The following is a 25,548-nucleotide window of genomic DNA, read 5'->3' as shown; positions in this document are numbered from 1 at the left end:
AAGAAATAGATCTATTAGCTTTTTTTATTAAAAAAGCTTTCAATTTCTGTTAGTGAAAAGCTATTAAGGCAATTTTTAGCACTTAATCCTCCTTTTCTTGCGACAAATATCCCGTAATGCATATCAAGTAAGCCTTCCGTGCGGTGAGCATCTGGATTAATTGATAAAAGCACGCCCTTTTCTAAGGCATAACGATGCCATCTCCAATCTAAATCAAGCCTTAACGGGTTGGCATTAATTTCAATCACAACGTTGTTAGCCGCACAAGTATCAATTATTTTTTTATAATCCAGTGGATAACCGGATCTACTTAATAAGAGGCGGCCTGTTGGATGTCCTAATATCGTCGTGTATGGATTTTCTATTGCTTTTAACAGTCTAGCAGTTGCTTTCTCTTCATCCATTTTTAAATTAGAATGAACGGATGCAACTACAAAATCAAAACCTGCAAGAATTTCATCTGGATAATCTAACGAACCATCGGATAAAATATCAGACTCAATACCTTTGAATATTTTAAAGGGAGCAAGTTGTTGATTAAGCTGATCGATTTCTTCCCACTGTTTTTGCACCCGCTCAATAGGGAGGCCATTGGCATATACAGCAGTTTTGGAGTGATCACAAATTCCGAAATAACTTAGTCCTAATTCTTCCTTTGTATATCTTGCCATTTCAGCTAAGGTATGCACACCGTCACTATAAGTCGAGTGATTATGTAAAGTTCCTTTAAGATCATCAAAATTGATCAATTTGGGTAATTGATGATTTTTCGCCAAAAATACTTCATCCAGCCCTTCTCGAAGTTCAGGTTCAATATAGTCTAAGCCTTGTTTAGCATAGATTTCTTCTTCAGAACCTAAAGCTGTAACCAAAGTTAGATCGAGTAATTCTAAGTGGTTTTTAGAACCGGTGGTTAATATTAAGTTTTGGTAAAATTCTGCTGTTGCTGATAGATATATATGAAAGGAAAATCCTAATTCATCTCGAAATGAAATGTATTCAAGTTCTTCCTTTAGACTGTCAGCATAATTGGCATTTAGATAAGCTAAAGTAGTTTGTTTATCCGTATCCAATAAGATATCAACAGCGCTAAGTACTTCGCATTTTCTTCTAAAATCTCCAGTAAATGAAATCAGGGTAGGAGATAAGTTCTTTTGTAATGAAGCTAGTAAGTTGTTTGCATGGGATAATACCCTTGCATATAAAAACCAACCTTGATTAGATATGGAGAATTCGATGGATTTTTTAATATCCTCTTGTGTTTTTAGGCCAAAACCCTTTGCCTCAATGAGCCTGTTTTCGTTGCAAGCATACAATAACTCACCAACACTTTCAATCTGGAGCTCAGTCCAGATAATTTGTATCTTTTTTGGACCTAAGCCTTTTATGTTAAGCATTTCCAAAATTCCTTCTGGAGTAATGCTTAACATTGCGTCTAGCTCATCGAACGAGCCAGTTTCGGCTAATTTTATCACCTTCTCTGCAGTGCTTTTCCCGATACCAGGCTGACTGCTTATTTCTTCTAAAGAAGCAGTTTCCAGCAGAAAAGGTATTTTATCTAACTTAAAGGATGCACTGGCAATTGCTTTTGTTCTGAATGGGTTTTCATTATGTAATTCCATCAGTTGGCTACATAACTTGAATTTTTTAGCAATTGTCTTATTATCCATTTTAGTTATTTTCTAATACTTGATCTTCTTGTTTTACCTCTGGCGCTGGTTGATTGAATTTATAGAAAATTAATCGAACACCCGAGTTCTTCGTGAAAAATTTCACTGTCCAGTTGATAAAGGTAATTACTTTGTTTCTAAAACCAAAAATAGACATTAAGTGAACAAACATCCAAACAATCCAACCAAAGAATCCATTAAAATGGATTTTACCCATATCGACTACAGCTTTCGCACGACCAATTGTCGCCATTGAGCCCTTATCAAAGTAAGAGAATTTTTCATTTGAACGGTTATCCATCACATTGCTAATGTGCTTGGCAACATATTTACCTTGTTGTTGTGCTACAGGTGCCACGCCAGGTAATCCACGTGGTAAATCATCTGTGATAAATGCGGAAACGTCACCAATTGCGTATACATTTTCCATATCTAACACACGACATTGATCATCTGTTTGAATGCGGTTACCGCGTTGAATATTTTCTTTTTTGAAACCTTCAGGAAATTGTCCTGCAACACCTGCGCCCCAGATAACTGTTTTTGTTTCGATCGAACTACCATCACCAAAAGAGATTGCAGTACCATCAAAGCCCGTTACAGAAATATTTAGTAATATTTTAACACCTAATGCTTTTAAATATTTTTCAGAGTCTTCAGAAGATTTTTCTGACAAGTTTGCTAATACTTTACTTTGTCCTTCGACTAAGTAAACATTCATTTCTTCCTTGCGTAATTCTGGATAATCTTTTTCCAAAATATTATTTCTGATCTCAGCAATTGCTCCAGAAAGCTCAACACCAGTTGGGCCACCGCCTACAATTACAAAGTTTAAAAATGATTTGCGATCTTCCGGATTTGCAATTTGTACAGCTTTTTCAAGATTTTGTAGCACATAGCTCCGAATGTTTAAAGCTTCTTGAATACTTTTCATTGGTAACGCATATTTTGCAATTTGCTGATTTCCAAAGAAATTTGTTGTTGCTCCAGTAGCAACCACTAAGTAATCATATTCAAAATCACCGATATTCGTTTGAACAGTCTTGTTGGACGAGTCAATATGATTAACTTCTGCAATTCTGAAACTAAAATTCTCCTGAGATTTGAACATCTTACGGATAGGGAAAGAGATCGAATCTGCAGATAATGTACCTGTAGCTACCTGATACATTAAAGGTTGGAAGGTATGAAAATTATTTCTGTCTAATAATAGTACTTCTACTTCCTTATTTTTTAACTTTTTAGCAACTTCAATTCCACCAAATCCAGCACCAATAATGACCACTTTTGGGAATTTTCTATCTGAACGATTGCTTAGCATATTATTTGAAATTTATATAAAATATTCGGAAAATTGTAATCCTTCTGCAAATATCTTAATTTTTCACTCAAAAAACTAAAATATCTTTATATATACTTGCTTTTTATTGTCATATTTATTGATAACTCACTGTTTTAATATATCTCTTGTTTTATTACTCCTTGTTAATCAGTGTTTTGTAAACCGTATTAATTGCATGGTTTATTAATACGGCTTGTCTCAAAAAATGAAAAAAAGTGTGTAGAAAGTACACTTTGATAATTTATTACTGTAATGCTCCTCTTATTTTAATACTTAGGCCGTTATTTTCATTTGTTAACCGCAGCTGGCATGCTAGTCGGCTATCATCATTAGCATCGGGTAAAGTATCGAGCATATCGAGCTCTTGGTCTTGAGGTTCGGACAAGTTTTCACCTCCAGACTTGATTTTAACATGACAAGTTGCGCAAAGTGCCATGCCTCCACAGGTAGCTAAGACCTCATAATCGCATGCTTTTAGCAATTCCATTAGGGATAAGTTGACATCCGTAGGAACTTCGATTGTTTGAACAGTTCCATCCCGATCTTCAATTTCTATTTCAATAATATTGTCCATAATTTAAAAAGTATTGATACCATTAACAGTTGTATATTTGAAGCTTAGTTTTTGATCTGGATACACATATTTAAAAGCACTTTGAGCCATTAATGCCGCTTCATGATATCCACATAAAATTAACTTTAATTTACCTGGATAGGTATTGATATCTCCTATAGCATAAATGCGTTCTACATTTGTCGAATAATCAACTGTGTTTACTACGATAGCACTCTTGTCAATATTTAAGCCCCAGTCCGCAATAGGTCCTAATTTTGGGGTTAGCCCAAATAGCGGTATAAAATAATCCGCTTCCATTTTGACTTCTTCTTTTTGTTTATTGACTGCAATGACATGCGATAAGCTATCTGAGCCATGTACATCTGCTAGGTTGTGGGACAGTAAGAGGTTGATAGCCCCTTTTTGGGCAAGATGATAGACCTTTTCTGCAGAATCTGGCGCTCCTCTAAAGGAGTCACTTCTGTGAATTAATGTTAATTCCTTTGCGATATCGGCTAAGTAAATTGTCCAGTCTAGGGCAGAGTCGCCACCACCCGCGATGATGATCTTCTTATCACGATACGTTTCTGGATTTCTGACCATGTAATCAACACCTTTTCTTTCATACTTAACTAAATTGGCCAGTTCAGGTTTCCGGGGTTCAAAGCATCCTAAACCGCCTGCTATAACAACAACTCGGCAGTGTATACGTGTTCCTTCTGAACTAACGACCACATATGAACCATCTTCCTGCCTTTCTAAGCCTTCAACACGCTCGCCGAGTGTAAAAGTGGGATTGAATGGTTCGATCTGTTTCATCTGATTGTCAATCAACTCTTGAGCACGTATAGTCGGGTAGCCCGGTATATCATATATCGGCTTATGCGGATATATTTCAGACAACTGACCTCCAACTTGAGGTAAAACATCAATGAGGTGACATCTCATCTTTAACAAACCTGCTTCAAATACAGCAAATAGACCCACTGGTCCGGCTCCTATTATACATATGTCTGTTGTTATCATATCAAATGTTAATTACTTAAGTTATTATAAATTTTGTCTAGAATACGTGTGAAGGAACTAAAGTCCTCGTCTGTTAGATTTTCCCAAGCTTTCATGCGAATGCTGGAAACGATGGGAGAGTAGTTTTCTACTTTCTTTCGACCTTCCTCTGTTAGGTGCAAGTGGATACTTCGCCTGTCAGAGGGATGGATCACTCGTTCTGTTAATCCTTTTTTTATTAACAGATCAACAATTCGGGTGAGGGTAGGTTGATCTTTGCAACATTTTTCAGCAAGTTCTTTTTGCAATAGATTATCATTCTCATAAAGTGTCTTCATGATGGTCCACTGATCTACGGTAATATCAAAATTATTATCTGTAAAAGAATTTTGTGCAAATTGTTTTACTTTTTTTGCTGTTCTTTCTAATATGAAAGAGTATCGATTGAATTTTTCGTCTTGCATTTAAAATATTTGTATTGCTAATATTTAGTACAACAAATATAATCATTAAATACTTAGTGCAACAAGTATTTGGTAGATTGATTGTAAAATAAAAAAGGCTTTCAGATTTTATCTGAAAGCCTTTTTAGACGTTTTGTTTTTTTTACTAAGGAGTTACCGGTTCAGCTTTTTTAGGAGCTTCTTCAAAGTGTTTTCCTTTACTTAAATCGTATACTGCTGGTGCAGCTAAGAATATAGATGAATAAGTACCTACAATAATACCAATTAAGATCGCGAAAGAGAATCCTCTGATAACTTCACCACCGAAAATAAATAGTACTGCTAATACGAATACAATAGTCAATGATGTAATAACCGTTCTACTTAATGTTGTATTAATAGCGTGGTTGATCGTTTCACCAAAATCTTTATTTAAAGCATTTGGTTTGTTTACATCTTCACGGATACGGTCAAATACCACTACAGTATCATTCACTGAATAACCTAATACCGTTAGAATAGCGGCAATAAAATGCTGATCAATATCTAATGAGAATGGAACAATACCATCTAAAATAGAGAATAAGCCTAATACAATGATGGCATCATGTACAGTTGCAATTGCCGCACCGGCTGAATATTGCCATTTACGGAAACGCACTAGGATATAAACCGCAATGATTAATAACGCAAATATAGTTGCATAAATTGATCTTGCTTTCATATCTGTCGCGATACTAGGACCAACTTTCTGAGAAGAAAGAATCTCATATTTGTTGCTTGCATCTACCTTCGATAATCCGTCATTCAATTTAGTTAAGACTTCTTTATCTGCTTCATCAGAAGTCTCTTCTACATGGTAAGTTGTTGTTACACGTACTTGATTTGTAGCGCCAAAGACTTTAACTTCAGTTGTTTTCTGGAAAGCATCATCTAAGTTTTGACGCACAGCTTCCAAATCAACTGGTTTATCATAGCGGATAGTATAAGTACGTCCACCTTGAAAATCTACACCTTGGCTAAAGCCTTTAATAAAGATTGATGCGAAACAAGCGATAACAATTACAATAGAAACGATGTAAAGGCCTTTTCTTTTCTTGATGAATTGGAAATTTGCATTTTGCAATGTTTTCGCAGACCAAGGGAAAGAAACTTTAATTTTCATATCACGTTCTAACATCCACTCAAAAATAATGCGAGTAAGGAATATACCTGTGAATAATGAAGTGATAATACCCACCATTAATGTGGTTGCAAATCCTAAAATTGGACCTGTTCCGAAGAAGAATAATACCAAACCAACTAAGAATGTTGTAATCTGTGAATCTAAGATCGAAGGTAATGCGTGCTTGTAACCATCGGCAATCGCTTGACGGATTGATTTTCCACCGGCTAATTCTTCACGTATACGTTCGTAAATTAGGACGTTGGCATCCACCGCAGTACCCATTGTCAATACGATACCCGCGATACCTGGGAGTGTTAATACTGCATTCAGCGATGCCAATACCCCCATGATAAAGAATACGTTTACAAGAACGGCAATGTTTGCTACTAAACCTGCAGTGTTATAGTATGCAATCATGAATACAAGAACAAGCACAATACCGATAACTGCTGAATTCACACCAGAATCAATAGCCGATTGTCCTAAAGTAGGACCTACGATCGCTTCTTCAACGATTTTAGCGGTAGTTGGTAAACGACCAGCTTTTAGTACGTTCGCTAAATCCTTTGTATCTTCCACTGTGAAAGAACCAGAGATAGATGAATTACCACCAGCGATTTCTTCATTAACGCCAGGTGCAGAATAGACTACATTGTCAAGAACGATAGCGATCGATTGGTGACCTTGTGCTGCTTTAGCTGTAATTTTTTTCCACTCACGAGCACCGTCGCTGTTCATCTGCATGGAAACAACGGGTTCATTTCTCTCATTAAACTCATCACGCGCATTGGTAATAACATCACCAGTTAATACTGGGCCATTATCAACGCCTGCAGGTCTGATTGCATATAAAGAAAGGATATTTGGTGTTTTAGCTTCTGGTTTTACTGACCATAACAATTTTAGATTTCCAGGGATAATAGATTTAACCTCAGGTTTGTTTAAAAAAGCATTTACTTTGGCAGTATCTTTAAGTTCTGCACTACCTACCATTGCGCCAGGCATTAAAGCCATTTGTTGATTCTCACCCATGTAAACAGCAGGTCTCAAAACATCAAATAATGGATTTTCTTGCGACAATTTAGCAGCAGCGCTATCTTTTGTGTTTTTATTAGCACCAAGGTTCGCTAATAAGTCATCAGACTTTTTAGTCGAATCTGTTGTTGCTTTATCATCTGTCGAAGCAACTTTTAAAGTTGTAGACAAAGTTTTATTGATGTTTTCCAATAAAGGATACACTTCTTGATTAGCATGAGTTTCGTAAAACTCTAATTTAGCTGATCCTTGTAATAATTTACGGACGCGTTGTTCATCGTTAACACCTGGAAGTTCGATCAAAATACGATTTGTACCTTGTTGAATCTGGATGTTAGGAGAAGCAACTCCAAATTTATCAATACGTGTACGAAGTACTTTGTACGAGTTTTGGATAGCATTATCAGCTTCTTTTTGTAAAAAAGATTCCAATTGTGCATCAGAGTCCCCCGCTTTGATTAAAGATGCATTATCTTTAGTCGCGAAATAAGTTGAAAGTGGAGTCGTACTACCTGAAGCTTTATATTCTTCAATGAATAAATTAACTAGAGATTTTTGACTTGTTTTACTTTTCGAAATAGCAGCTGTAAGTGCAGCATTGAATTTCTCATCTTTAGGATTATCTGCTAAGTTACGAATCAACTCATCGATTGAGATTTCCATCGTAACGTTCATACCCCCTTTTAGATCAAGTCCTAAAGCAAGTTCTTGTGCTTTAGCTTCTCTATAGGTGTATTTTGCAAAACCTAAATTGTAAACAACCTCGCCAGCGATAGAGTCTAGGTACGATTTTTCACGTGCCATATCTCCTTGTGCATAATTCTCAGCATCACGCTCAACTTTGCGGGTTACAAAAGTGAATGATAGGGCGTATAGACATGCTATAGATACCGCTATCACCAAAAATTTAATCAGCCCTTTACCTTGCATCGTCTGTTTTTAGTGTATTAGTTTGATATTATATGATATAATTGATAACTCATTCTTGTATGAAAATTACAATTCTCCAAGAATGCCAAAGGTATAAAAATTTTGTAAAATGAAAAGCTTTATTTGATTAAGCTTATGATAAAAAGCGATTAAATTGTAAGGAACAGTATATAAGGATGCGATATAATAGAGAAAGCCTCCCGTTTGGGAGGCTTTCTCTATTAAAATATACGATTTTAATTATCTCAACGTGTATTTGATACCGAATGAAAAAGTAGATGCATCAAAGTCACTATTGTGGTTTAATCTCCAATCTGGTTTCCAATCTGCGTGAAAACCGATAGGTGCAGCCGGAATTTTAAATTCTAGACCTAATTGAGGACGAAGTGCTACAAGAGTAATATTGTCACCTGCGTCAACAAAAGATAACTGTGCACCAACACCTGCATACCATCCTAACCCTTTAGCACCAGAAAATGGTCTTGCATATTGGTAATCTGCTCCTACAGCAACCACATTGTCATCGAACATAATTTGTGCCTGTCCGTTGTTTGCACCTCCCATAGACTGTTTGTACTGAACACCCCATAAATCACCAGCTGTACCGTCAAATACAACACCAATTGCAGCGCGTTGTGGTGATTGTGCTTTTGCCTCCTGTGCTCCTAGAGCTAATATGGCAACAGCTGCTACCGATAGTAATACTTTTTTCATAATATGTGTTTTATATAAATTCAATTTAGACATCTTATGCAAATAACCTGCCAAAAGTTGTTACGCACGATACCGGAATGTTGGCTGTTTGATAAGGTTGCATGATTAAGCTAATGAGAATGAGCTGTTAACTGCATGTTAGGATAATCATTTAAATGTAATTAGTGAAATTAATTTTTATATTTCGCTGAAAATACTTAATTTTGCCTGGCAAATAGAGAACCCAATACATATTTGCCATGCAATTAGATCCACAAAAATTCGTAGCAGAAGGACTTACCTACGACGACGTATTATTAATTCCAGCTTATTCTGAAGTTTTACCACGTGATGTCGATACAAGTACTTTTCTGACAAAAAAAATCAAATTAAATATTCCATTAGTATCTGCGGCTATGGACACGGTGACGGGTGCTGATTTAGCTATTGCTATCGCACAAGCCGGCGGTATTGGTATGTTGCATAAGAACATGACGATTGCAGAGCAGGCTGCTGAAGTACGTAAAGTAAAGCGTTCAGAAAGCGGTATGATTCAAGATCCTGTAACTTTATTGCAAACTGCAACAGTAGGAGATGCTTTTAAAATTATGAAAGATCATAAGATTGGTGGCATTCCTGTAATAGATGAAAAAGGCAAGTTAGTTGGTATTGTAACGAACCGTGATTTACGTTTCCAAAAAGTCATGAGTCAACCGATCTCTTCGTTAATGACGAAAGACAATCTTGTTACTGCACCAGAAGGGACAGATTTAGTACGAGCAGAAGAAATTTTACAAGATCATAAGATTGAAAAACTTCCAGTTGTTGATAATGAAGGTATATTAAAAGGTCTTATTACTTTTAAAGATATTCAAAAATACAAACATTATCCAAATGCAGCTAAAGATACGCACGGTCGTTTATTGGTTGGTGGTGCAGTTGGTGTCACTCCAGATACTTTAGATCGTGTAGAAGCTTTAGTAAAAGCTGGTGTTGATGTGATTACTATTGATACTGCACACGGTCATTCAAAAGGTGTAATTGATAAATTGAAATTGGTGAAAGCAACATTCCCTGACTTACAGGTTATTGTTGGTAATATTGCTACAGGTGCAGCTGCAAAAGCATTAGCAGAAGCCGGTGCTGACGCTGTAAAAGTAGGTATCGGACCAGGTTCAATCTGTACAACACGTATTATTGCTGGTGTTGGAGTGCCTCAGTTGTACGCCATCTATGAAGTAGCAAAGGCATTAAAAGGGACTGGTGTTCCATTGATCGCTGATGGTGGTATAAAACAAACAGGTGATATCGCAAAAGCAATTGCAGCTGGTGCTTATACCATTATGGCCGGATCATTATTTGCAGGTGTTGAAGAAGCTCCGGGAGAAACGATCATTTACGAAGGACGTAAATTTAAATCATACCGCGGAATGGGATCTATCGAAGCGATGGAAAAAGGATCTAAAGATCGTTACTTCCAAGACGTTGAAGATGATATTAAGAAATTAGTTCCTGAGGGTATTGTTGGTCGCGTTCCATATAAAGGGACGTTAGCTGAGGTTGTATATCAATACATGGGCGGATTGAAGGCATCAATGGGCTATTGTGGAGCTGCTACAATTGAAAAGCTACAAGAAGCACAATTTGTACGTATTACAGGTGCTGGATTACGTGAATCTCATCCACATAATATTTCGATTACAAAAGAAGCTCCTAACTACAATAGTAGAGGTTAATAAAAAAAGGTCAGCGATTCAATCGCTGACCTTTTTTTATACCTCGTCTGTTTTTTTCCTGAGATAATTATAGATTTCAATTTGTGAGCGACAAGACTCCTTGTCATTTTCAACGTACCGGTTATTGAGTTCATTGTTCAAAATACGGGCTTTTACATTATCGCGTAGCTGGATCTGCAACATATCTTTGATTTCATCCCTTATTTTCTTACTGTTAATTTTTACAGCAGCCTCTATACGGTGATCCAAGTTTCTCGTCATCCAATCTGCTGAAGAGATATAGGTCACTTCTTTTCCTGCAGCATAAAAATACATCACACGGGCATGTTCCAAAAATTCGTCAACGATGCTGATAGCATTGATTGCTTTTTTAAATTTTGTTTGATTCGTGGCGCAATAGATACCTCTTACAATGAGATCAAGCTGTACACCTGCTTCGGCGGCATCATATAATTTCTTAATCAGTATCCGATCACTGAGCGAGTTCACCTTTAAGATGATACGTGCTTTTCTTCCAGCTTTAACTTCCTCAATTTCTTTATCGATATAATGAATAATTCCATTACGCATATCTGTAGGGCAGATAAGTAGGCTATTACAGTTTTTAATGACTTCAGCTGGATTGCTTTTTGGCTTTTTTAGGAAATGAAAGACTTTGTTTATATCTGCCATGACACTTCTATTGCTGGTCAATAAACAGTAATCTCCATATAGTTTTGCTGTTTTTTCATTGATGTTCCCTGTACTTACAAAACCATATTGAATGGTTTTGGCACCAACTCTTTTTTTAATGATGCAGAGTTTTGCATGTACCTTTTTATTAGGAACACCAGTTAAAACCCGAATACCCTCAAGTTCAAGTTTCTCTTTCCAAAATAGATTATTCTCTTCATCAAATCGAGCCTGTAGTTCAAGCATTACTGTTACATCTTTTCCATTTCGTGCCGCATTAATCAACGCATTGACGATTTTACTATTTGATGCGAGGCGATATGCTGTGATTTGAATGGTCTTAACATCTGGATCCATTGCCGCTTCGCGGAGCAGATCGATTACTGGACGGAAAGTGTGATAAGGAAATGATAGCAAGATATCTTTTTTGATAATGATATCGGTAATCCTTTGTGTTTTGTTCAGTTGAGGATGTGTAAATGCTGGGTTTGTAATAGGCAGGTTTGGTTGCTTAAATACATTAGGGAAGTCCATAAAATGTTTGAAATTATGGATTTTCTGCCCGGGTATGATATTATCTTTTTTCGTTAATTGTAATTTTTTGATTAAAAATTCGACTAGCCTAGGGTCCATTTCTTTATCAAAGATAAAGCGTGTTGTTTTACCTTTTCTTCTGTTTTTTATCCCTTTTGATATTTTCTCTGCTAATGTGGTATTGATATCATTATCAATATCAAATTCTGCATCTTTAGTTATTTTGAAGACATGCGCATGAAATTCGTCAAATCCAAAATAAGAAAAGATATAAGGAAGATTGAATTTAATGATGTCTTCTAGTAAAATAATATGTTTTTCCTTCGCTGAGGCGGGTAAGATTACAAAACGACCATTTAGCGTAGTTGGAATTTCGATTATGGCAAATCTTGTTTCATATTCCCATTCCTGTTTGCGCATGGAAATTCCTAAGTAAAGACTTTTATCGCGAAGATAGGGCATAGGGCGACTATCATCGAGCAATAATGGAATGACGTTAGACTCGACATCTTCTGAATAGAAATTGCGAACAAATTCTTCTTGTTTGAGGTTGAGCTGACTTGCATCTTTGATATATACATGTTGTTGCGCCATCTCTTTTTGTATAAGCGCCCAAAAATTATCAAACTTTTTTTGCTGTTTTATAACAATCGTATTGACTTCATCCAGTATAATTTGCGGGTCTTCAAAAAAGGATGTATTAGCCTCTTTGTCTTTAATATCTATTGCGCGTTTTAGCCCCGGTATGCGTACTCTAAAAAATTCGTCTAGGTTATTAGAAAATATGCCTAAGAATTTTATTTTAGAAGGAAGAGGTACTGTTTCATCAGCCGCTTCCTGTAGAACTCTGCTATTAAAACTTAACCAGCTGACATCTCTAGGAATGAATTTTCGTGCCATATTTTTTTTAATACTTCTTATTTATGCGATTAGCCTCAAATGTAAATTTACTTAATTAATGTAGTATTTTAATAGTATTAAATAATTGTTAAATATATATGTAGTAACACCTCTTTAATACTATTAAGTGATCTAGTTATCCGTTATTTTGATCTGAATACCTGTCGAATGTGATGACATTTCTGGCGCATATAGATTTTGAATAGTTGTTATTCCATTTGAAAATATACCCGCATTATTTGCTCTTAACTCATATTCAAATACGTAGCTTCCTTGTGGTAAATAATCGATAAAAAAATTCGTTGCAGCGTCTTTGGTGCTTTCATAATAACCAAAACCTTGTTTGTATTTATAGGTTGATGTTACATTTGTTGGCTCAAACCCAGATGCTCGCATATCTTTGAGGTGTACGAATGATAGATTTCCATCACTTTTTATCAAAATCCGTACTTTCACAATATCTCCAAGTTGAATAGGTGTTGCTGCTGTTATAGGGACTAGTACTTCTTTCAACTGTTCAATTTTCTTGAGATAAAGCTCTTTTTGTAAGCTAATGGTTGATGAGGCGGACCGTATCTGATCTAATTGTTCAAAATACTGGTAATACAAACCTCCTAATGCTATGCCAGGACTTGCTTTTGAGATTTCAACTTTCCCTAATTCAGGTTTAATTTCTTTTTTCATCCAACTTTCTTTCCTGTAACCAGAACCGATTTGTTTCGATATTTGTGTTTCATCTAATGGTTTACCAGCGACTTTTATGGTAAGACCTTCTGGAGCATCTAGCCAGTTTTCGCCATAGTTGATCAAGGCATCAACAGCAGCGACAGTCGCTTTAGTTGAATTCCAGTGTCGTACTTGTTTATTTTTGATCAACCAGATCTTCATATTTTCAATTGCTTTTTTATCTTGACTTACTTCGTCAAATGCTCTTATCAGTTGGGCTTGTGTCTCAATTGGTGCTTCGTACCAAGACCAGCCAGGTTGATTTTGATTCCAGTACATACCTTTTTCAACAGATTCAATAGATTTTTGTTGCAATTGTTTGATGACTAGTGCAGCAGATTCCTTTAAGTTGTAGCGATTTAAAATAAGGGCTACTTTGGCTTGCGTGCTAATACTGTATGTTAGTTTATTTTTATCTATCTCTTTTAGAAAATATGCAATAGCTGGTTCCAGTTGCGTATTTTTATCTTCAGGCGAATAACTGCTTCTTACGAAGAGATATTCGATTCCTTGATCAATATTAGGTTTCATCTTATTGTCTTGCTGAAAACGGGACCAATTATGTAAAATCTCATTGTCTAAAAATGCGAAGCCTTTCGTGATGATCGGTTTAACCATATTTGTCAAATCAAATTCAGCAATGATGCCTTTCGCATTTAATTTATTGATGCCCTCAAGGATATAGGTGGAGACCTGGAAATTCTCATTACCTCCAGGATACCATGAAAACCCTCCACCGGATGATTGCAAAGCAGCAAGTTTCGCGACGTCTGTTTTTAATGTATTTTTAAGCGTATTCTGATCAAATAGATGTGCAATGTTCTTCATTGTTTCTTCCTCATTAATTGCATCTTTTAACCAAGGTGTTTCCTGTATCATAATTGTTTTCAATTCCTCATTGATACGTAAATTTGATTGAAGTTGCTGTTTACCTTTCCATTGTTCAAATACAGGCTTTATTTTTGGGTGCTGATTGACCAGATGTGCAGAAAATGAATTTAGATAGAATTTACTGAAAATTGATTCTGATGATTCATATGGATACTCATTGACATAGGGTAGCGCAAATAAGGCATGATAGATCGGATTGCTTGTTAATTCTACTGTATAGCGGTATGGTTCGGAAGTAGACGAGCCCTGTTGTAAACTTTTCATTTCAAAAGATTTCGACTGACCTTCTCTTACAGCAATAGGTAAAGTTTCTGTGACTAACATACTGTTTTTTAGAACAGGAATAGTGGATTCTTCACCGTCAGAGAAGTTACCTCCTTTTGCCACGATACGGTAGGTGATTGCTTCAATATTTTTAGGGATCGTAATTTCCCAGCTCGTATTTTCACTGCCTTTAGCAATTACCGTAATTTGTTTTATTGGAATGTTAAGAGCTAGGGGCGCCATGGTAATTGCATCAAACATTTCTAGCGAAACAGAGGTTTTTAAATCATTTGCAGACAAGTTATTGACCTTTGCTTTGATTGTTATTTGATCTGCTTCTCTAAAGAAACGTGGCATATTGGGTACAATCATCAGATCTTTTTGTGTTTCAACAAAATTAGTGTAGGTACCTATAGCTAATTCTTTACTATGCGCGATTGCCATAAACTTCCAGCGGGTTAAACTTTCTGGAGAATCAAAGCTGAACACCGCATGACCATCTTTATCTGTTCGTAGTTGAGGTAAGAAGAAAGCTGTTTCCTGTAGATTTTTCCGAATCTGAATTGGATTCTCGCCTTTATTTTTGTCGATTTCTGCTTGACTGGAGACTACGACTACCTCTTCCATTACAGGAGATGCTGCATCTGCGAGCATAAGATCTTCTTGGGCTGCTCCAGCCGCCTGTTTTGCTACTGCACCTCGGATTCTAAGTGATCCAGTAGGGGACATTCTTCTGGTACGGCCAAAATCATAATTATTGATATTGAATCCAAAATTCTTAAATCGATCGTAATCTAGTGCTGTGTTAAAATTCAATTCGCCAAAATTTTGGATGAAAGTACTTCTGCTGAGATTATTGGTATAATACCAGGCTCTATAAGAAGGATATGAATAAGGATTTAGAGGAAATGAAAAATCATTGCTGGTCACATTTTTAAGTTTGTCTAAAGATGCGTCATACATATTCACCAAAAGCTCTGATGCAATCTGCTCCCCTTTTTTTCCTTTAATGACCAATTCCCAAGTTTCTTTTTGTCCAGGATACAGTTTATTTCTGAAAGTTTTTGTTTCTATTGTTAGCGATGGGCTATATTGTTGTATTGGCAACACCAAAGTTTTAGTGAAAAGCTGTCCATTTTTAACACCAGTGAAATTCAATACCAAACTATTCTTGATGGTTTTAGGAATTTCAACTTGAATTGTTGTTTTCGTTTTTGAAACGACTTTAAAATCTATTTTTTCATCTTCGGAAGAAGTCATGTTGAGATGAAGAGAATCAAAATCCGTTTCCAGACTTATTTTAGCCTTGTCAGCTAGTTGATAATTAGCTTTGTCAGCAGTAACGGTCAAAGGTGATTTTTCATCTGATTGTAGCCGTGAATTGTTGATTTCAATCATCCGCTCACTACGAATAGTATCTTCCGCAACAATTGAAATTGCTTCCAATTTATATTTTCCTGCAAAACTACTGCTGTTTGGAAGTTTTATTTTATTTGATTGGGAAAGATCAAAATCTGCCTCGTAAACCACCGTAAAATCCTCTTCTTTTTTATATTCAATTCCGTAAGGTTCATAGGGGAACTTCTGTAAAAATTCATCCTTAGGAATGCTATTGTAGTAACTAAAGTCATGCGCAATATAGAATGACGGGGAGACAATAAGACGTTTATTTTCTATTCGTTTTTTTAGTATAAATTTACCTTTTGCAGGTACTTTTTGTCCAGATAGGTTTTGTGCACTTATTGTAATCGAATCCAGATCATTTGCATCAATTTGTTCTGGTGCATCTATCTGTAAAGTAAAGGGAATATTTCCGATAGTTAAACGGGTGGTACTTTCATTGGTTTCACCAGTAGCATCCATTACTGAGGCATTGATGTTGAATGATTGGGTAACTCGCCACTTGCTGTTAAAATCTTGTGGTATTTCACTTTTGAAACTAATGATAAAATTTCCCTCGTTATCAGTTCGTATGGTATCTATTTTGATTGTCTCGCTAAATGTGCGATCGATAATTCTATCATATACATCGAAAGGTCTTATTCTATTTTCAACTTTGTTGACCGAATATGCCACCGTGGCATTAGCTATAGGAACACCGCTAAAAGATATAGCTTTTCCTGTTATAGAAATGGAGTCACCTAATGATTTCTTATCTTTAAATTCGTCAAAAGTAACTTCAAATTTTGGACGTTTATATTCTTCTACACTGAAGCTGTAATTTTGGTTTATGCCATCACCAGTAATCTGTATATAATACTGACCTGTTACATTACCTGTATTTAAGATAAATGATCCTGCTGTTGATCCAAAATCATTGGTGACCAATGATTTTTCATCAACACGTTGATTATTGGTGTCGTATAATCCCACAACGATACGTTTATCAGCCATAGTTGCGTATTTAATCTTTTCGTAATTCTTATATACGATTGCTTTGAAATAGACAATCTGGCCCGGTCTATAGATCGATCTATCCGTAAATATTTTTGCATCGTTATGTGTGTCTTCTTTATGATCAACTTGAGGATAATAGTATGAATTGAAGGGGATGAATACAGGTTCATCATTAATCCTTAAAAATAGATTTCTATTTTGATTTTTATTGTTAAAAACACCATTCTTATCTGTCGCTTCAGTTGATTGTAGTTCAAACTTATCTTGACGTAAGTTGTAAAATTTCAATGAGACATTGGATTGTTGTGCCCCTGTTTCCCGGTTTACGATCAGTACAACTTGATCATCTTGCAACATTGCGTATTTGCTAAAATTTAATTTTAGATAGCCATAGCAGTTTTTTTCATTGTATTCGTTTTCAAATGGAGAGGAAGCATATACGATGGTATAAGAACCTGCATCAAGTGCAGGGATTAGCAAAGTTGTCTCGTGACTTACTTGATCTTTAAAATCTTTAAGATCAAAAAAGCCTTCCTTTACAACGTTGTTATTTTTGGTGAAAGTGTGGATTATGTTCCATAATGTACTATCATTAGCGTTGTTAATTTCGGATTGAAAACGATCTAAGATATTTCTTGGACGTATTATTTTATAGAATATCTTACTGACATTTCGGTGTGTCACTTTCATTAATGCCTCTTTATTCGCGGTATTAAATTCCTTCGATTCAAGAAGAATTTCTGGTTTTAATATATTTTGACGGACTGTTGATAGATAGGTTTTTGTATGAGCACTGTCCGCAAGCGGTAAATACGTTTCTATTTTTCTTAGTAAGATATTTATTTGTTCTTGTTGATTTACCGCGACAATATTTGCCTTGTTTTTGTAGATGTTGATATAATCTACAATCATAATTTCTTTGAGTGGGGACTGCTTATATTTTGCGATCCAATTTTCAAGAATTTGTAATCTGGAAGAATCCGGATTATTTTTGCTACGCAATAATTGGTATTGATTAAATAAATAGGCATCTATATTTTTGCCCTCATGGATTTTTATAAGATCGTGGTATAAGCTATCGACAATTTTGGTATTACTATCTTTTTGATTTCTAGCTGAAGAGATCTGGTAGGGCTGATTTTGTTGAAGGAGATCGATATAATCATAAACTGCAATATCGTATAGCGTTGGCAGATAGGACTGCTGTGGTGATTCAATGAGTTTACTCCATTTTTCTTTTGGTTCATGCAAGAGCATGTCTTTTTCTATTAAGGCATTTTGATATAAGGATTTGATTTTATCTTCAAATTGTTTACTTGTCCAGAAAGTAAAATCGTTATTAACATCGTTTTGTACTTCAGTACGCTGATTAATGCTGTAATAATTACTGATGAAATAATCGTTATAATTACGGGCCTGTTGAATGGTTAAAATGGCTTTCGCGGTTTTATTCTCGAGCTGTTTAATTTTGATATCAAATTCTTGAATGACTTTTAATTTTATATCCGAATCATCTGAAGTCTGCATGTTTATCTTTTGGCGATATAGAAAAGCTTTGACCTGTTCATCATACCAATTTCTTTTTACTGCTTCGGCTTCTACCTTAGCAAGAATAGGAGAGATCTCTTTCCAAAATTGATTATCAGCCAGACTGTCAATCTGCATCCATAAGGGAGCAAGATTGTTTTTCTTTTGTGCATATGAATGCGATAAGCACAATAATGAGTATATGAAAAGGAGTATTTTTTTCATGATAAAACCTATAGAAAATAAAAAAAGAGAATACAATGCGTATTCTCTTTAAATATAAAGAATTTATTGTTCCTTTTTATTTTTTATCCATACCCGATTTTTTTGAAATTTGAATCGCTTGAAACTTCTTCCCATCATAGTGGGGAGCTTCTATAGTTAGTGAAGTAGGATAGGGCGTATTTTTATCAAAAAAGTAAGCCGTAGTTGAGCTTCCATAATCATTTACCGGTAGTAAATCTATGCAGGCCTTATAATCTGCTTCATCAGGTTTGCCAACAGAAATTGCATATATGCGTATGATACCGCCTTTATTTTGCTCATTTCTTACAAATGCAACCTCTTTAAATTCGCCAGGTAGATCTTCAATGCTTTTTTGTGTTAAAGAATCCTTTAACATGAAGGCTAGAATTGCTAGAATAGGTATGATAATTAACCATACCCGTTTATTTTTTTTCATTAAACTTATTCATTATGAGTGTAAGCTTCCATTTGTATCAGTAAGCTCAGCGTACTCGAGTTGTTTTTGTAATGGTAATGAAGCTATCATGAGCAAAAAATTTATATCCTTACTTATTTCACGATCTTGATAGCTTCCTTAAACGTATTGTAATTAAATTGCTATTGTAATTCCTAATAGTTTGTAAAACTCCTTAAGAATAGCTTGATGACCTGGCCAAGCAGGTGATGTTACTAAATTTCCATCTACAATCGCTTGATCTGCGGGGATGTTTTTCCATGTTCCGCCAGCAAGTTCGATGTCTGGTCCTACAGCTACATACGCCGTTAATGTACGTCCTTGGAGTACTTTTGCTGCTGTTAAAACTTGTATGCCATGACAGATCGCCGCAACGGGCTTATTGTTGTCAAAAAAATACTTTGTTATTTCTAATACACGTTTGTTCAGTCGGATATACTCTGCAGACCGGCCTCCCGCTATATACAGACCATCATACTCTTCTACATTAATGGTATCAAAATCTTTATTGATTCCAAAATTGTGTCCACGTAATTCCTTATAGGTTTGGTCACCTGTGAAATCATGAACTGCAGTAGGTACTACATCACCTTTTTTGCGATCTGGTGCTACAGCATCAACATCAATACCTAGAGAACCCATAGCCTGAAAAGGAACCATTGCTTCGTAGTCTTCTACGAAATCGCCAACAAGTAATAATATTTTCTTTGCCATAAATTTGTTTTTTATCTCTCCAAGATACAAAAAAAGTCAGAGACGACTATGACTTTTTCTGTTAAGTTATGGTTAAACTAGCTTTGCCGTTCTCTCTTTTAAAGCACGTTTAGTTGCTCGTACTTTAGCTTCTAACTTACTTCTATGTTGAATATTTGTAACTCCTTTTCCGCTTTCGAAATTATTTCCAAATTCAGGTAAGGAGAATGAGTCCAAAACTTCTGCACCATCCCAAGTGATTCTATTTACGGCTGTATTTAAAACAGTAGATCCACCCATAGGTCCTGGGCTAGTAGCTAATAGAAAAACAGGTTTTCCATTGAACGTTTTACGACCTGCAATTCTGGATACCCAATCGATGATGTTTTTGTAACCAACATTGTAAGAACCATTGTATTCTGCAATCGATATCAATAAAAAATCGGATTCATCAATTTTTGAAGCGAAATCTAATGCTAATTGTGGAATGCCAGACTCTATTTCTCTATCAATAGAATACAAGGGCATTTCGTAATCATTCAAATCTAATATATCGATTACATCGTCTACTTCTTTATAATATTTAGAAACTGAAGTAACGAAAGTTTTGTTAATTGAATTTCTGCTGTTACTAGCAGCAAATGCTAATATTTTCATTTTGAGCTTTTATTATTTGATGTTCAAACGTACAATATTAATTTTATGAAAATGTCAAAATAATGTTTGAAAGGTTCCAAAATAGTTATTTATTGACCTAGATCAAGATTAAAACGTTCATACATGCCCAGAAAGCCAGTTAACCCTCCGGTATGAATAACCAAAATGCGTGCATCAGGTTTAAAGTAATCTTGAGAAATCAAATCATTAACCGCAAAAAAGAGTTTACCTGTATAAGTTGGTTCGATCATGATTCCTGTATTGGAAACAAATTTTTCAATGAACCGTAAAAGTTCGGGTTTAGTTTTCGCGTATCCTCCAAAATGATATCCAGTATGAAGGGTTGCAACAGGATCGCTAGGATATATTTTGTGCACTTCATCATGAATAAAATCTCCTCCTTTTAAGACAGGTACGCCATGGACAACAGTTTGTAATCCAGATGCCGCCACACCGTGTTGTAATCCTGCGAGGGTAGTCCCAGTACCGCAGGCGCAAAAAATATGATCGTAAGATTCCTGTAGTGATGCTATAATTTCTTCGCATCCTTTAGAACCAAGCGGTCCATGACCTCCCTCATCTATAAAATAAGCATTTGAGTTATTACTGAAATGTTTATCAAACAGAACTTGCTTATTTTTAAATTCGGTACGATCAGTATAGATAATTTCCATCCCAAATAATCGACACATGGCGATGAGCGGATTATTTATTCCAGGGTCACTCCGTAAAAAGGCTGTTGTTTTTAGACCAAAGGTAGCACCGGCGCAAGCTGTTGCCAAAATGTGGTTAGACCATGCACCGCCAAAAGTGACCAAATGGTTTTTATTTTCTGCTAATGCACGCTCCAAATTAAATTTTAATTTCCGCCATTTATTACCTGAAATAAACGGATGGATCATGTCATCACGCTTTATAGAGACATAAATAGTTTTTTTTCCCCAGTCTGGAAAACTAATTTTTTGTTCGGGACTATAAAAATTAAAAGATATCATACACTTTAATGTACAAAGTTAGTAGAATTTGTATGAATTAGGTTATTTTTGTACGATGGCTGAAAATTTAGAGTTACAAGAGCAAGATGATCAAGAGTTATTTGAACATTTGCGTATAGAGGTAGATAAAGGACAAGCGTTACTGCGCATCGATAAGTTTCTGATGAATAGAGTAGAGAATGCATCTCGAAATAAAATTCAGGCAGCTATTGAAGCGGAGTCCGTATTAGTGAACGAAAAGCCTGTAAAGGCAAGCTACAAAGTGAGACCATTTGATGTTATCACTGTTGTCTTGCCCGATCCCCCAAGAGATACCGAAGTATATCCCGAAGATATTCCTTTGGATATCATTTATGAAGATAATGATGTATTGATCGTCAACAAAGAATCTGGAATGGTTGTCCATCCTGGTTTTAATAACTATAATGGAACATTGGTAAATGCTTTAACGCATCATATTCAGCAGTTGCCACAGTTACCCGGAAACTCTGATCGTCCAGGTTTAGTGCACCGTATTGATAAAGATACGTCTGGATTACTTGTTATTGCCAAGAATGAAAAGTCGATGACTCACTTGGCGAAGCAATTTTTTGATCACAGTATCACAAGAAAATACATTGCGCTGGTATGGGGTGATATTAAAGAAGATGGTACCATTACAGGTTATATAGGGCGTCATCAGAAAGATAGACGTATTATGGCTATGTACGACAGTGAAGCAAATGGGCGCTGGTCTGTTACCCATTACCGGGTTATAGAACGTTTAGGTTATGTGACTTTAATTGAATGTCAGTTGGAAACTGGAAGAACACATCAGATTCGTGCACACATGCAATCTATTGGTCATCCATTATTTAATGATGCCATGTATGGTGGAGACAAGATTATAAAAGGTACCGTATTTACAAAATATAAACAATTTGTAGAAAATTGTTTTAAAATATTACCTAGACAAGCTCTTCATGCAGAAGTAATTGGTTTTGTACATCCAACATCAAAAGAAAATATTAAATTTGAAGTACCATTACCAGAAGATTTTCGTTTAGGATTGGAGAAATGGCGTCATTATGCCGCTTTATCAAAACCAACTGAAGAATAATATTTATACTTAAATGCCAACAACATATATCAATTTTAACGGTAATATTTTACCTGAAGAACAAGAGATATTCTCTATTGAGAATAGGGCAGTACGTTATGGCGACGGCTTGTTTGAAACGATGCTGTTTAAAGATGGTGAGATCAGATTCCTAGCTTTCCATATGGAAAGGTTGCAAAAAGGGATGCTCGCTTTACATTTGGAAGATACAAATCTTTATGATGAATTTTTCTTTCGTTCTAAAGTAGAGGAACTGATACGGAAAAATAATATGGTCGGTCAGCTTGTCCGGATACGCTTAACTGTTTTTAGAAATGGGGGCGGTTTGTACAGTCCACATTCAAATAAACCTTCGTACGTGTTTCAGGTTGCGAAACCTGAACCTAATCTGAAGGATAAAAAAGTAGGTTTAATTGTTGATTTGTATACCGAGTATAAAAAACCATTTAGTGATTTATCAAAAATTAAATCACTAAATTCTCAAATTTATGTTTTAGCTGGAATTCACAAGAAAAAAATGGGTTTTGATGATGTTTTATTATTGAATCAAGAAGGATTTTTATGCGAAGCATTGAGTTCAAATATATTTGTTCATTACGAGAAAACGTTATATACACCTGCTCTTTCAGAAGGCTGTATTGAAGGTGTTATGAGACGTGTTGTGATCGACATGGCCATTGATGAAGGAATAGAGGTGGTAGAAGCTCAGATAAGCCCACAGATCATGAAAGAAGCAGAAGAGATATTTCTCACGAACGCTGTTCAAGGGGTACAATGGGTCATGGGTTATAAACAAAAAAGATATTTCAATAAAATTTCCAGAATATTGCAGAATAAATTACAAAACTGGAATTATAACGATCCTGAATAAAGTAAAGTAGAAATTTAATAAAAAGCTTCTAAACGGTATTACCGTTTAGAAGCTTTTTTATTTATGTGATGATTACAATTGAAGAGAGTGGTGATCAATTTGGGAATCATTCCTATACATCTTAAACAAGTAAAGCGTTCAAAAGTATGAACGCTATATTTTTATTGTTTGGATTTGTTTCTTTTCACTAAAAGATAAGATAAATAAAGAAGGACCATCCATATCGGAATTAGTTCAACAGGTACTTTCATTCCTGTTATCCACATGATGACCAATACGGCTACTAAAAATAAAATACAGATGTAATTACTGATCGGAAAGAGAAAAGATGGAAATTTTGTTTTTATATGCCTACGGACTTTATCCTTTTTAAAGTAGAAGTGCGTTACGGTGATCATGACCCAATTAATAATGAGCGAAGAAACAACTAACGACATTAATATTTCTAATGCATCCTGGGGCATAATTTTATTAATAACAACACAGATAGCTGCAAATAATGCCGAAACTAAGATGGCATTGACAGGAACATGGTTCTTACTTAATTTGTTTAGAAACTTCGGGGCATTGCCCTGACTTGCTAAACCATATAGCATACGGCTATTGCTGTAGACACTACTGTTATAAACGGATAATGCTGCCGTTAGTACGATTAGATTTAACACATTGGCAATTAAGCTTGTTGCGTAGATGGTTTTACCAAATAGGGTAAACTGAAAACTTTTCAAAGAGTCAAACACCGTTACAAAAGGACTTGTATCTGCCGTAATCTGTTGCCAAGGCGATAGTGAGAACAAAACAATAAGGGCGCCAACATAAAAAATAAGAATTCTATAGATCACCTGATTTGTCGCTTTGGGTATATTTTTTTCAGGGTTTTCGGCCTCTGCGGCGGTGATGCCGACTAATTCTAAGCCACCAAAAGAAAACATAATCAAAGCGATCGCGGCAAGTAGACCTTCGTACGTACCATTACTGCTTTGGGATAGCCAGCCTTTTGGGAAAAATCCACCGTCATTATAAAGATTACTGATCGAAGATTGTGGGCTGCCTGTACCACTGATAAGCAAATAAGAACCAAACAAAATCATGGCTATAATCGCGGCTACCTTTACGATAGAAAACCAGAACTCGGCCTCTCCGTAAACTTTTACAGAAGCTAGGTTTAGCCCATTAATGATAAAAAAGAAAAACAGACTGGAAGTCCAGAGTGGTATTTCAGGCCACCAAAACTGCACATAAACACCGATAGCAGTTAGCTCTGCCATGCTTACCAATATGTACAAGACCCAATAATTCCATCCTGAAGCATAACCTGCAAAAGATCCTAAGTATTTATTGGCAAAAAAGCTAAAGCTCCCAGAGACGGGTTCCTCTACAACCATTTCGCCCAATTGGCGCATGATAAAGAAAGCAATGATTCCTGCTAAAGCATAGCCCAATATCACAGATGGGCCCGCTAAAATAGCAGCCTTACCGATACCTAAAAATAGGCCTGTTCCAATAGCACCGCCTAAAGCAATCAGTTGAATGTGTCTATTCTGTAGACCTCTTTTTAATTCGTTATTTTGTTTTGGATTTTGATCCACGTAATTGTTTTTTATAAAGTTAATATACGGGCTGATATCATTAGATAGGACTAATATAGTTTTTATCTATCAATAATTCGGCATTGTATTGATGTTAATACAAGCTAATAGCAAGTAATGAAAGCTGAAAGGTAATTTTTTATTATTTAGCAACAAAAATAACTTTTCTATTTCAGCTCCGAATGGAATACAAAAACCGTTGACATCGAACATGACAACGGTTTTTATTTTTAATCCTCAGTATATATTATACTAAAGAATGATCTCTAATTTGAATGTGATTACAGATTATTTTTTTGTTGAACTTTCGGTTGCGTCATATCACAGCCACAACCTTTACCACAACTTTTTTTACCTTTGAATGAAGCACGCATCGTTTTTGAAAAGTAGATTACCGCTGCGATAATGATTACTCCAACGATGATGTATTGAATAGTTAAATTCGTCATAATATT

At 35.6% G+C, this 25,548-nt stretch carries 18 protein-coding genes; 3 read left to right on the top strand and 15 right to left on the bottom strand.

Going from position 1 to position 25,548, the window contains the following annotated elements:
- Positions 1-14 precede the first annotated feature (14 nt).
- The 7 genes from JAZ75_RS01160 to JAZ75_RS01130 all read right to left on the bottom strand — a co-directional run bounded on the left by JAZ75_RS01160 (position 15) and on the right by JAZ75_RS01130 (position 8,863).
- On the bottom strand, positions 15-1,670 hold the full coding sequence (locus JAZ75_RS01160) for a DNA polymerase/3'-5' exonuclease PolX (protein ID WP_208699810.1): 1,656 nt from the start codon (positions 1,668-1,670) through the stop codon (positions 15-17).
- A 1-nt stretch (position 1,671) separates the two neighbouring features.
- On the bottom strand, positions 1,672-2,991 hold the full coding sequence (locus JAZ75_RS01155) for an NAD(P)/FAD-dependent oxidoreductase (RefSeq protein ID WP_208699808.1): 1,320 nt from the start codon (positions 2,989-2,991) through the stop codon (positions 1,672-1,674).
- Between the two features lie 265 nt (positions 2,992-3,256).
- Positions 3,257-3,586, bottom strand: a complete 330-nt coding sequence (locus tag JAZ75_RS01150) for a 2Fe-2S iron-sulfur cluster-binding protein (RefSeq protein ID WP_208699806.1) — start codon at positions 3,584-3,586, stop codon at positions 3,257-3,259.
- A gap of 3 nt (positions 3,587-3,589) precedes the next feature.
- On the bottom strand, positions 3,590-4,594 hold the full coding sequence (locus JAZ75_RS01145; protein ID WP_208699804.1) for an NAD(P)/FAD-dependent oxidoreductase: 1,005 nt from the start codon (positions 4,592-4,594) through the stop codon (positions 3,590-3,592).
- An 8-nt stretch (positions 4,595-4,602) separates the two neighbouring features.
- On the bottom strand, positions 4,603-5,037 hold the full coding sequence (locus tag JAZ75_RS01140) for a MarR family winged helix-turn-helix transcriptional regulator (RefSeq protein WP_208699802.1): 435 nt from the start codon (positions 5,035-5,037) through the stop codon (positions 4,603-4,605).
- 145 nt (positions 5,038-5,182) lie between these two features.
- Positions 5,183-8,149 (bottom strand): protein translocase subunit SecDF, encoded by a 2,967-nt coding sequence (secDF, locus tag JAZ75_RS01135; RefSeq protein ID WP_208699800.1) that lies wholly within the window; start codon positions 8,147-8,149, stop codon positions 5,183-5,185.
- Between the two features lie 240 nt (positions 8,150-8,389).
- Entirely contained in the window at positions 8,390-8,863 is a 474-nt protein-coding gene (locus JAZ75_RS01130; protein ID WP_031289033.1) for a hypothetical protein, read from the bottom strand.
- 239 nt (positions 8,864-9,102) lie between these two features.
- Between JAZ75_RS01130 and guaB the strand changes: the two genes are divergently transcribed.
- Entirely contained in the window at positions 9,103-10,578 is a 1,476-nt protein-coding gene (gene guaB, locus JAZ75_RS01125) for an IMP dehydrogenase (RefSeq protein WP_021191186.1), read from the top strand.
- Positions 10,579-10,614: 36 nt separating this feature from the next.
- Here the strand turns inward: guaB and ppk1 are convergent, their stop codons facing one another.
- From ppk1 to JAZ75_RS01095, 6 genes are all read right to left on the bottom strand, one after another.
- Positions 10,615-12,684 (bottom strand): polyphosphate kinase 1, encoded by a 2,070-nt coding sequence (ppk1, locus tag JAZ75_RS01120; protein WP_168127455.1) that lies wholly within the window; start codon positions 12,682-12,684, stop codon positions 10,615-10,617.
- Between the two features lie 132 nt (positions 12,685-12,816).
- Complete coding sequence (locus JAZ75_RS01115; protein ID WP_208699798.1) at positions 12,817-18,714, bottom strand: alpha-2-macroglobulin family protein; 5,898 nt, start codon at positions 18,712-18,714, stop codon at positions 12,817-12,819.
- A gap of 76 nt (positions 18,715-18,790) precedes the next feature.
- A complete protein-coding gene (locus JAZ75_RS01110) occupies positions 18,791-19,171 on the bottom strand; it encodes a hypothetical protein (protein ID WP_132772658.1) in 381 nt (126 codons plus the stop codon).
- 153 nt (positions 19,172-19,324) lie between these two features.
- Entirely contained in the window at positions 19,325-19,903 is a 579-nt protein-coding gene (locus JAZ75_RS01105; RefSeq protein WP_021191181.1) for a DJ-1/PfpI family protein, read from the bottom strand.
- A gap of 72 nt (positions 19,904-19,975) precedes the next feature.
- Positions 19,976-20,539 (bottom strand): NADPH-dependent FMN reductase, encoded by a 564-nt coding sequence (locus JAZ75_RS01100; protein ID WP_132772660.1) that lies wholly within the window; start codon positions 20,537-20,539, stop codon positions 19,976-19,978.
- Between the two features lie 89 nt (positions 20,540-20,628).
- Complete coding sequence (locus JAZ75_RS01095) at positions 20,629-21,534, bottom strand: 1-aminocyclopropane-1-carboxylate deaminase/D-cysteine desulfhydrase (protein ID WP_021191180.1); 906 nt, start codon at positions 21,532-21,534, stop codon at positions 20,629-20,631.
- A gap of 55 nt (positions 21,535-21,589) precedes the next feature.
- Between JAZ75_RS01095 and JAZ75_RS01090 the strand changes: the two genes are divergently transcribed.
- Both JAZ75_RS01090 and JAZ75_RS01085 read left to right on the top strand, forming a co-directional pair.
- Positions 21,590-22,633, top strand: coding sequence for an RluA family pseudouridine synthase (locus tag JAZ75_RS01090; RefSeq protein ID WP_132772663.1), 1,044 nt, complete (start codon positions 21,590-21,592; stop codon positions 22,631-22,633).
- A 13-nt stretch (positions 22,634-22,646) separates the two neighbouring features.
- Positions 22,647-23,504, top strand: a complete 858-nt coding sequence (locus JAZ75_RS01085) for an aminotransferase class IV (RefSeq protein WP_208699796.1) — start codon at positions 22,647-22,649, stop codon at positions 23,502-23,504.
- A gap of 161 nt (positions 23,505-23,665) precedes the next feature.
- Here the strand turns inward: JAZ75_RS01085 and JAZ75_RS01080 are convergent, their stop codons facing one another.
- Positions 23,666-25,093, bottom strand: a complete 1,428-nt coding sequence (locus JAZ75_RS01080; RefSeq protein WP_132772666.1) for an amino acid permease — start codon at positions 25,091-25,093, stop codon at positions 23,666-23,668.
- 281 nt (positions 25,094-25,374) lie between these two features.
- On the bottom strand, positions 25,375-25,542 hold the full coding sequence (locus tag JAZ75_RS01075) for a FeoB-associated Cys-rich membrane protein (protein WP_021191178.1): 168 nt from the start codon (positions 25,540-25,542) through the stop codon (positions 25,375-25,377).
- Positions 25,543-25,548: the final 6 nt, after the last annotated feature.

The organism is Sphingobacterium sp. UDSM-2020 (assembly GCF_016132525.1).
Classification (GTDB): Bacteria; Bacteroidota; Bacteroidia; order Sphingobacteriales; family Sphingobacteriaceae; genus Sphingobacterium; species Sphingobacterium anhuiense.
The sequence above is the reverse complement of the archived record's forward strand: the minus strand, read 5'-3'. Positions and strand labels throughout refer to the sequence as shown.

Bases quoted from the DNA above. Each gene is read 5' to 3' on its own strand.
- JAZ75_RS01160 (WP_208699810.1), bottom strand. From the start codon at position 1,670: ATGGATAATAAGACAATTGCTAAAAAATTCAAGTTATGTAGCCAACTG.
- JAZ75_RS01155 (WP_208699808.1), bottom strand. From the start codon at position 2,991: ATGCTAAGCAATCGTTCAGATAGAAAATTCCCAAAAGTGGTCATTATT.
- JAZ75_RS01150 (WP_208699806.1), bottom strand. From the start codon at position 3,586: ATGGACAATATTATTGAAATAGAAATTGAAGATCGGGATGGAACTGTT.
- JAZ75_RS01145 (WP_208699804.1), bottom strand. From the start codon at position 4,594: ATGATAACAACAGACATATGTATAATAGGAGCCGGACCAGTGGGTCTA.
- JAZ75_RS01140 (WP_208699802.1), bottom strand. From the start codon at position 5,037: ATGCAAGACGAAAAATTCAATCGATACTCTTTCATATTAGAAAGAACA.
- secDF (WP_208699800.1), bottom strand. From the start codon at position 8,149: ATGCAAGGTAAAGGGCTGATTAAATTTTTGGTGATAGCGGTATCTATA.
- JAZ75_RS01130 (WP_031289033.1), bottom strand. From the start codon at position 8,863: ATGAAAAAAGTATTACTATCGGTAGCAGCTGTTGCCATATTAGCTCTA.
- guaB (WP_021191186.1), top strand. From the start codon at position 9,103: ATGCAATTAGATCCACAAAAATTCGTAGCAGAAGGACTTACCTACGAC.
- ppk1 (WP_168127455.1), bottom strand. From the start codon at position 12,684: ATGGCACGAAAATTCATTCCTAGAGATGTCAGCTGGTTAAGTTTTAAT.
- JAZ75_RS01115 (WP_208699798.1), bottom strand. From the start codon at position 18,714: ATGAAAAAAATACTCCTTTTCATATACTCATTATTGTGCTTATCGCAT.
- JAZ75_RS01110 (WP_132772658.1), bottom strand. From the start codon at position 19,171: ATGAAAAAAAATAAACGGGTATGGTTAATTATCATACCTATTCTAGCA.
- JAZ75_RS01105 (WP_021191181.1), bottom strand. From the start codon at position 19,903: ATGGCAAAGAAAATATTATTACTTGTTGGCGATTTCGTAGAAGACTAC.
- JAZ75_RS01100 (WP_132772660.1), bottom strand. From the start codon at position 20,539: ATGAAAATATTAGCATTTGCTGCTAGTAACAGCAGAAATTCAATTAAC.
- JAZ75_RS01095 (WP_021191180.1), bottom strand. From the start codon at position 21,534: ATGATATCTTTTAATTTTTATAGTCCCGAACAAAAAATTAGTTTTCCA.
- JAZ75_RS01090 (WP_132772663.1), top strand. From the start codon at position 21,590: ATGGCTGAAAATTTAGAGTTACAAGAGCAAGATGATCAAGAGTTATTT.
- JAZ75_RS01085 (WP_208699796.1), top strand. From the start codon at position 22,647: ATGCCAACAACATATATCAATTTTAACGGTAATATTTTACCTGAAGAA.
- JAZ75_RS01075 (WP_021191178.1), bottom strand. From the start codon at position 25,542: ATGACGAATTTAACTATTCAATACATCATCGTTGGAGTAATCATTATC.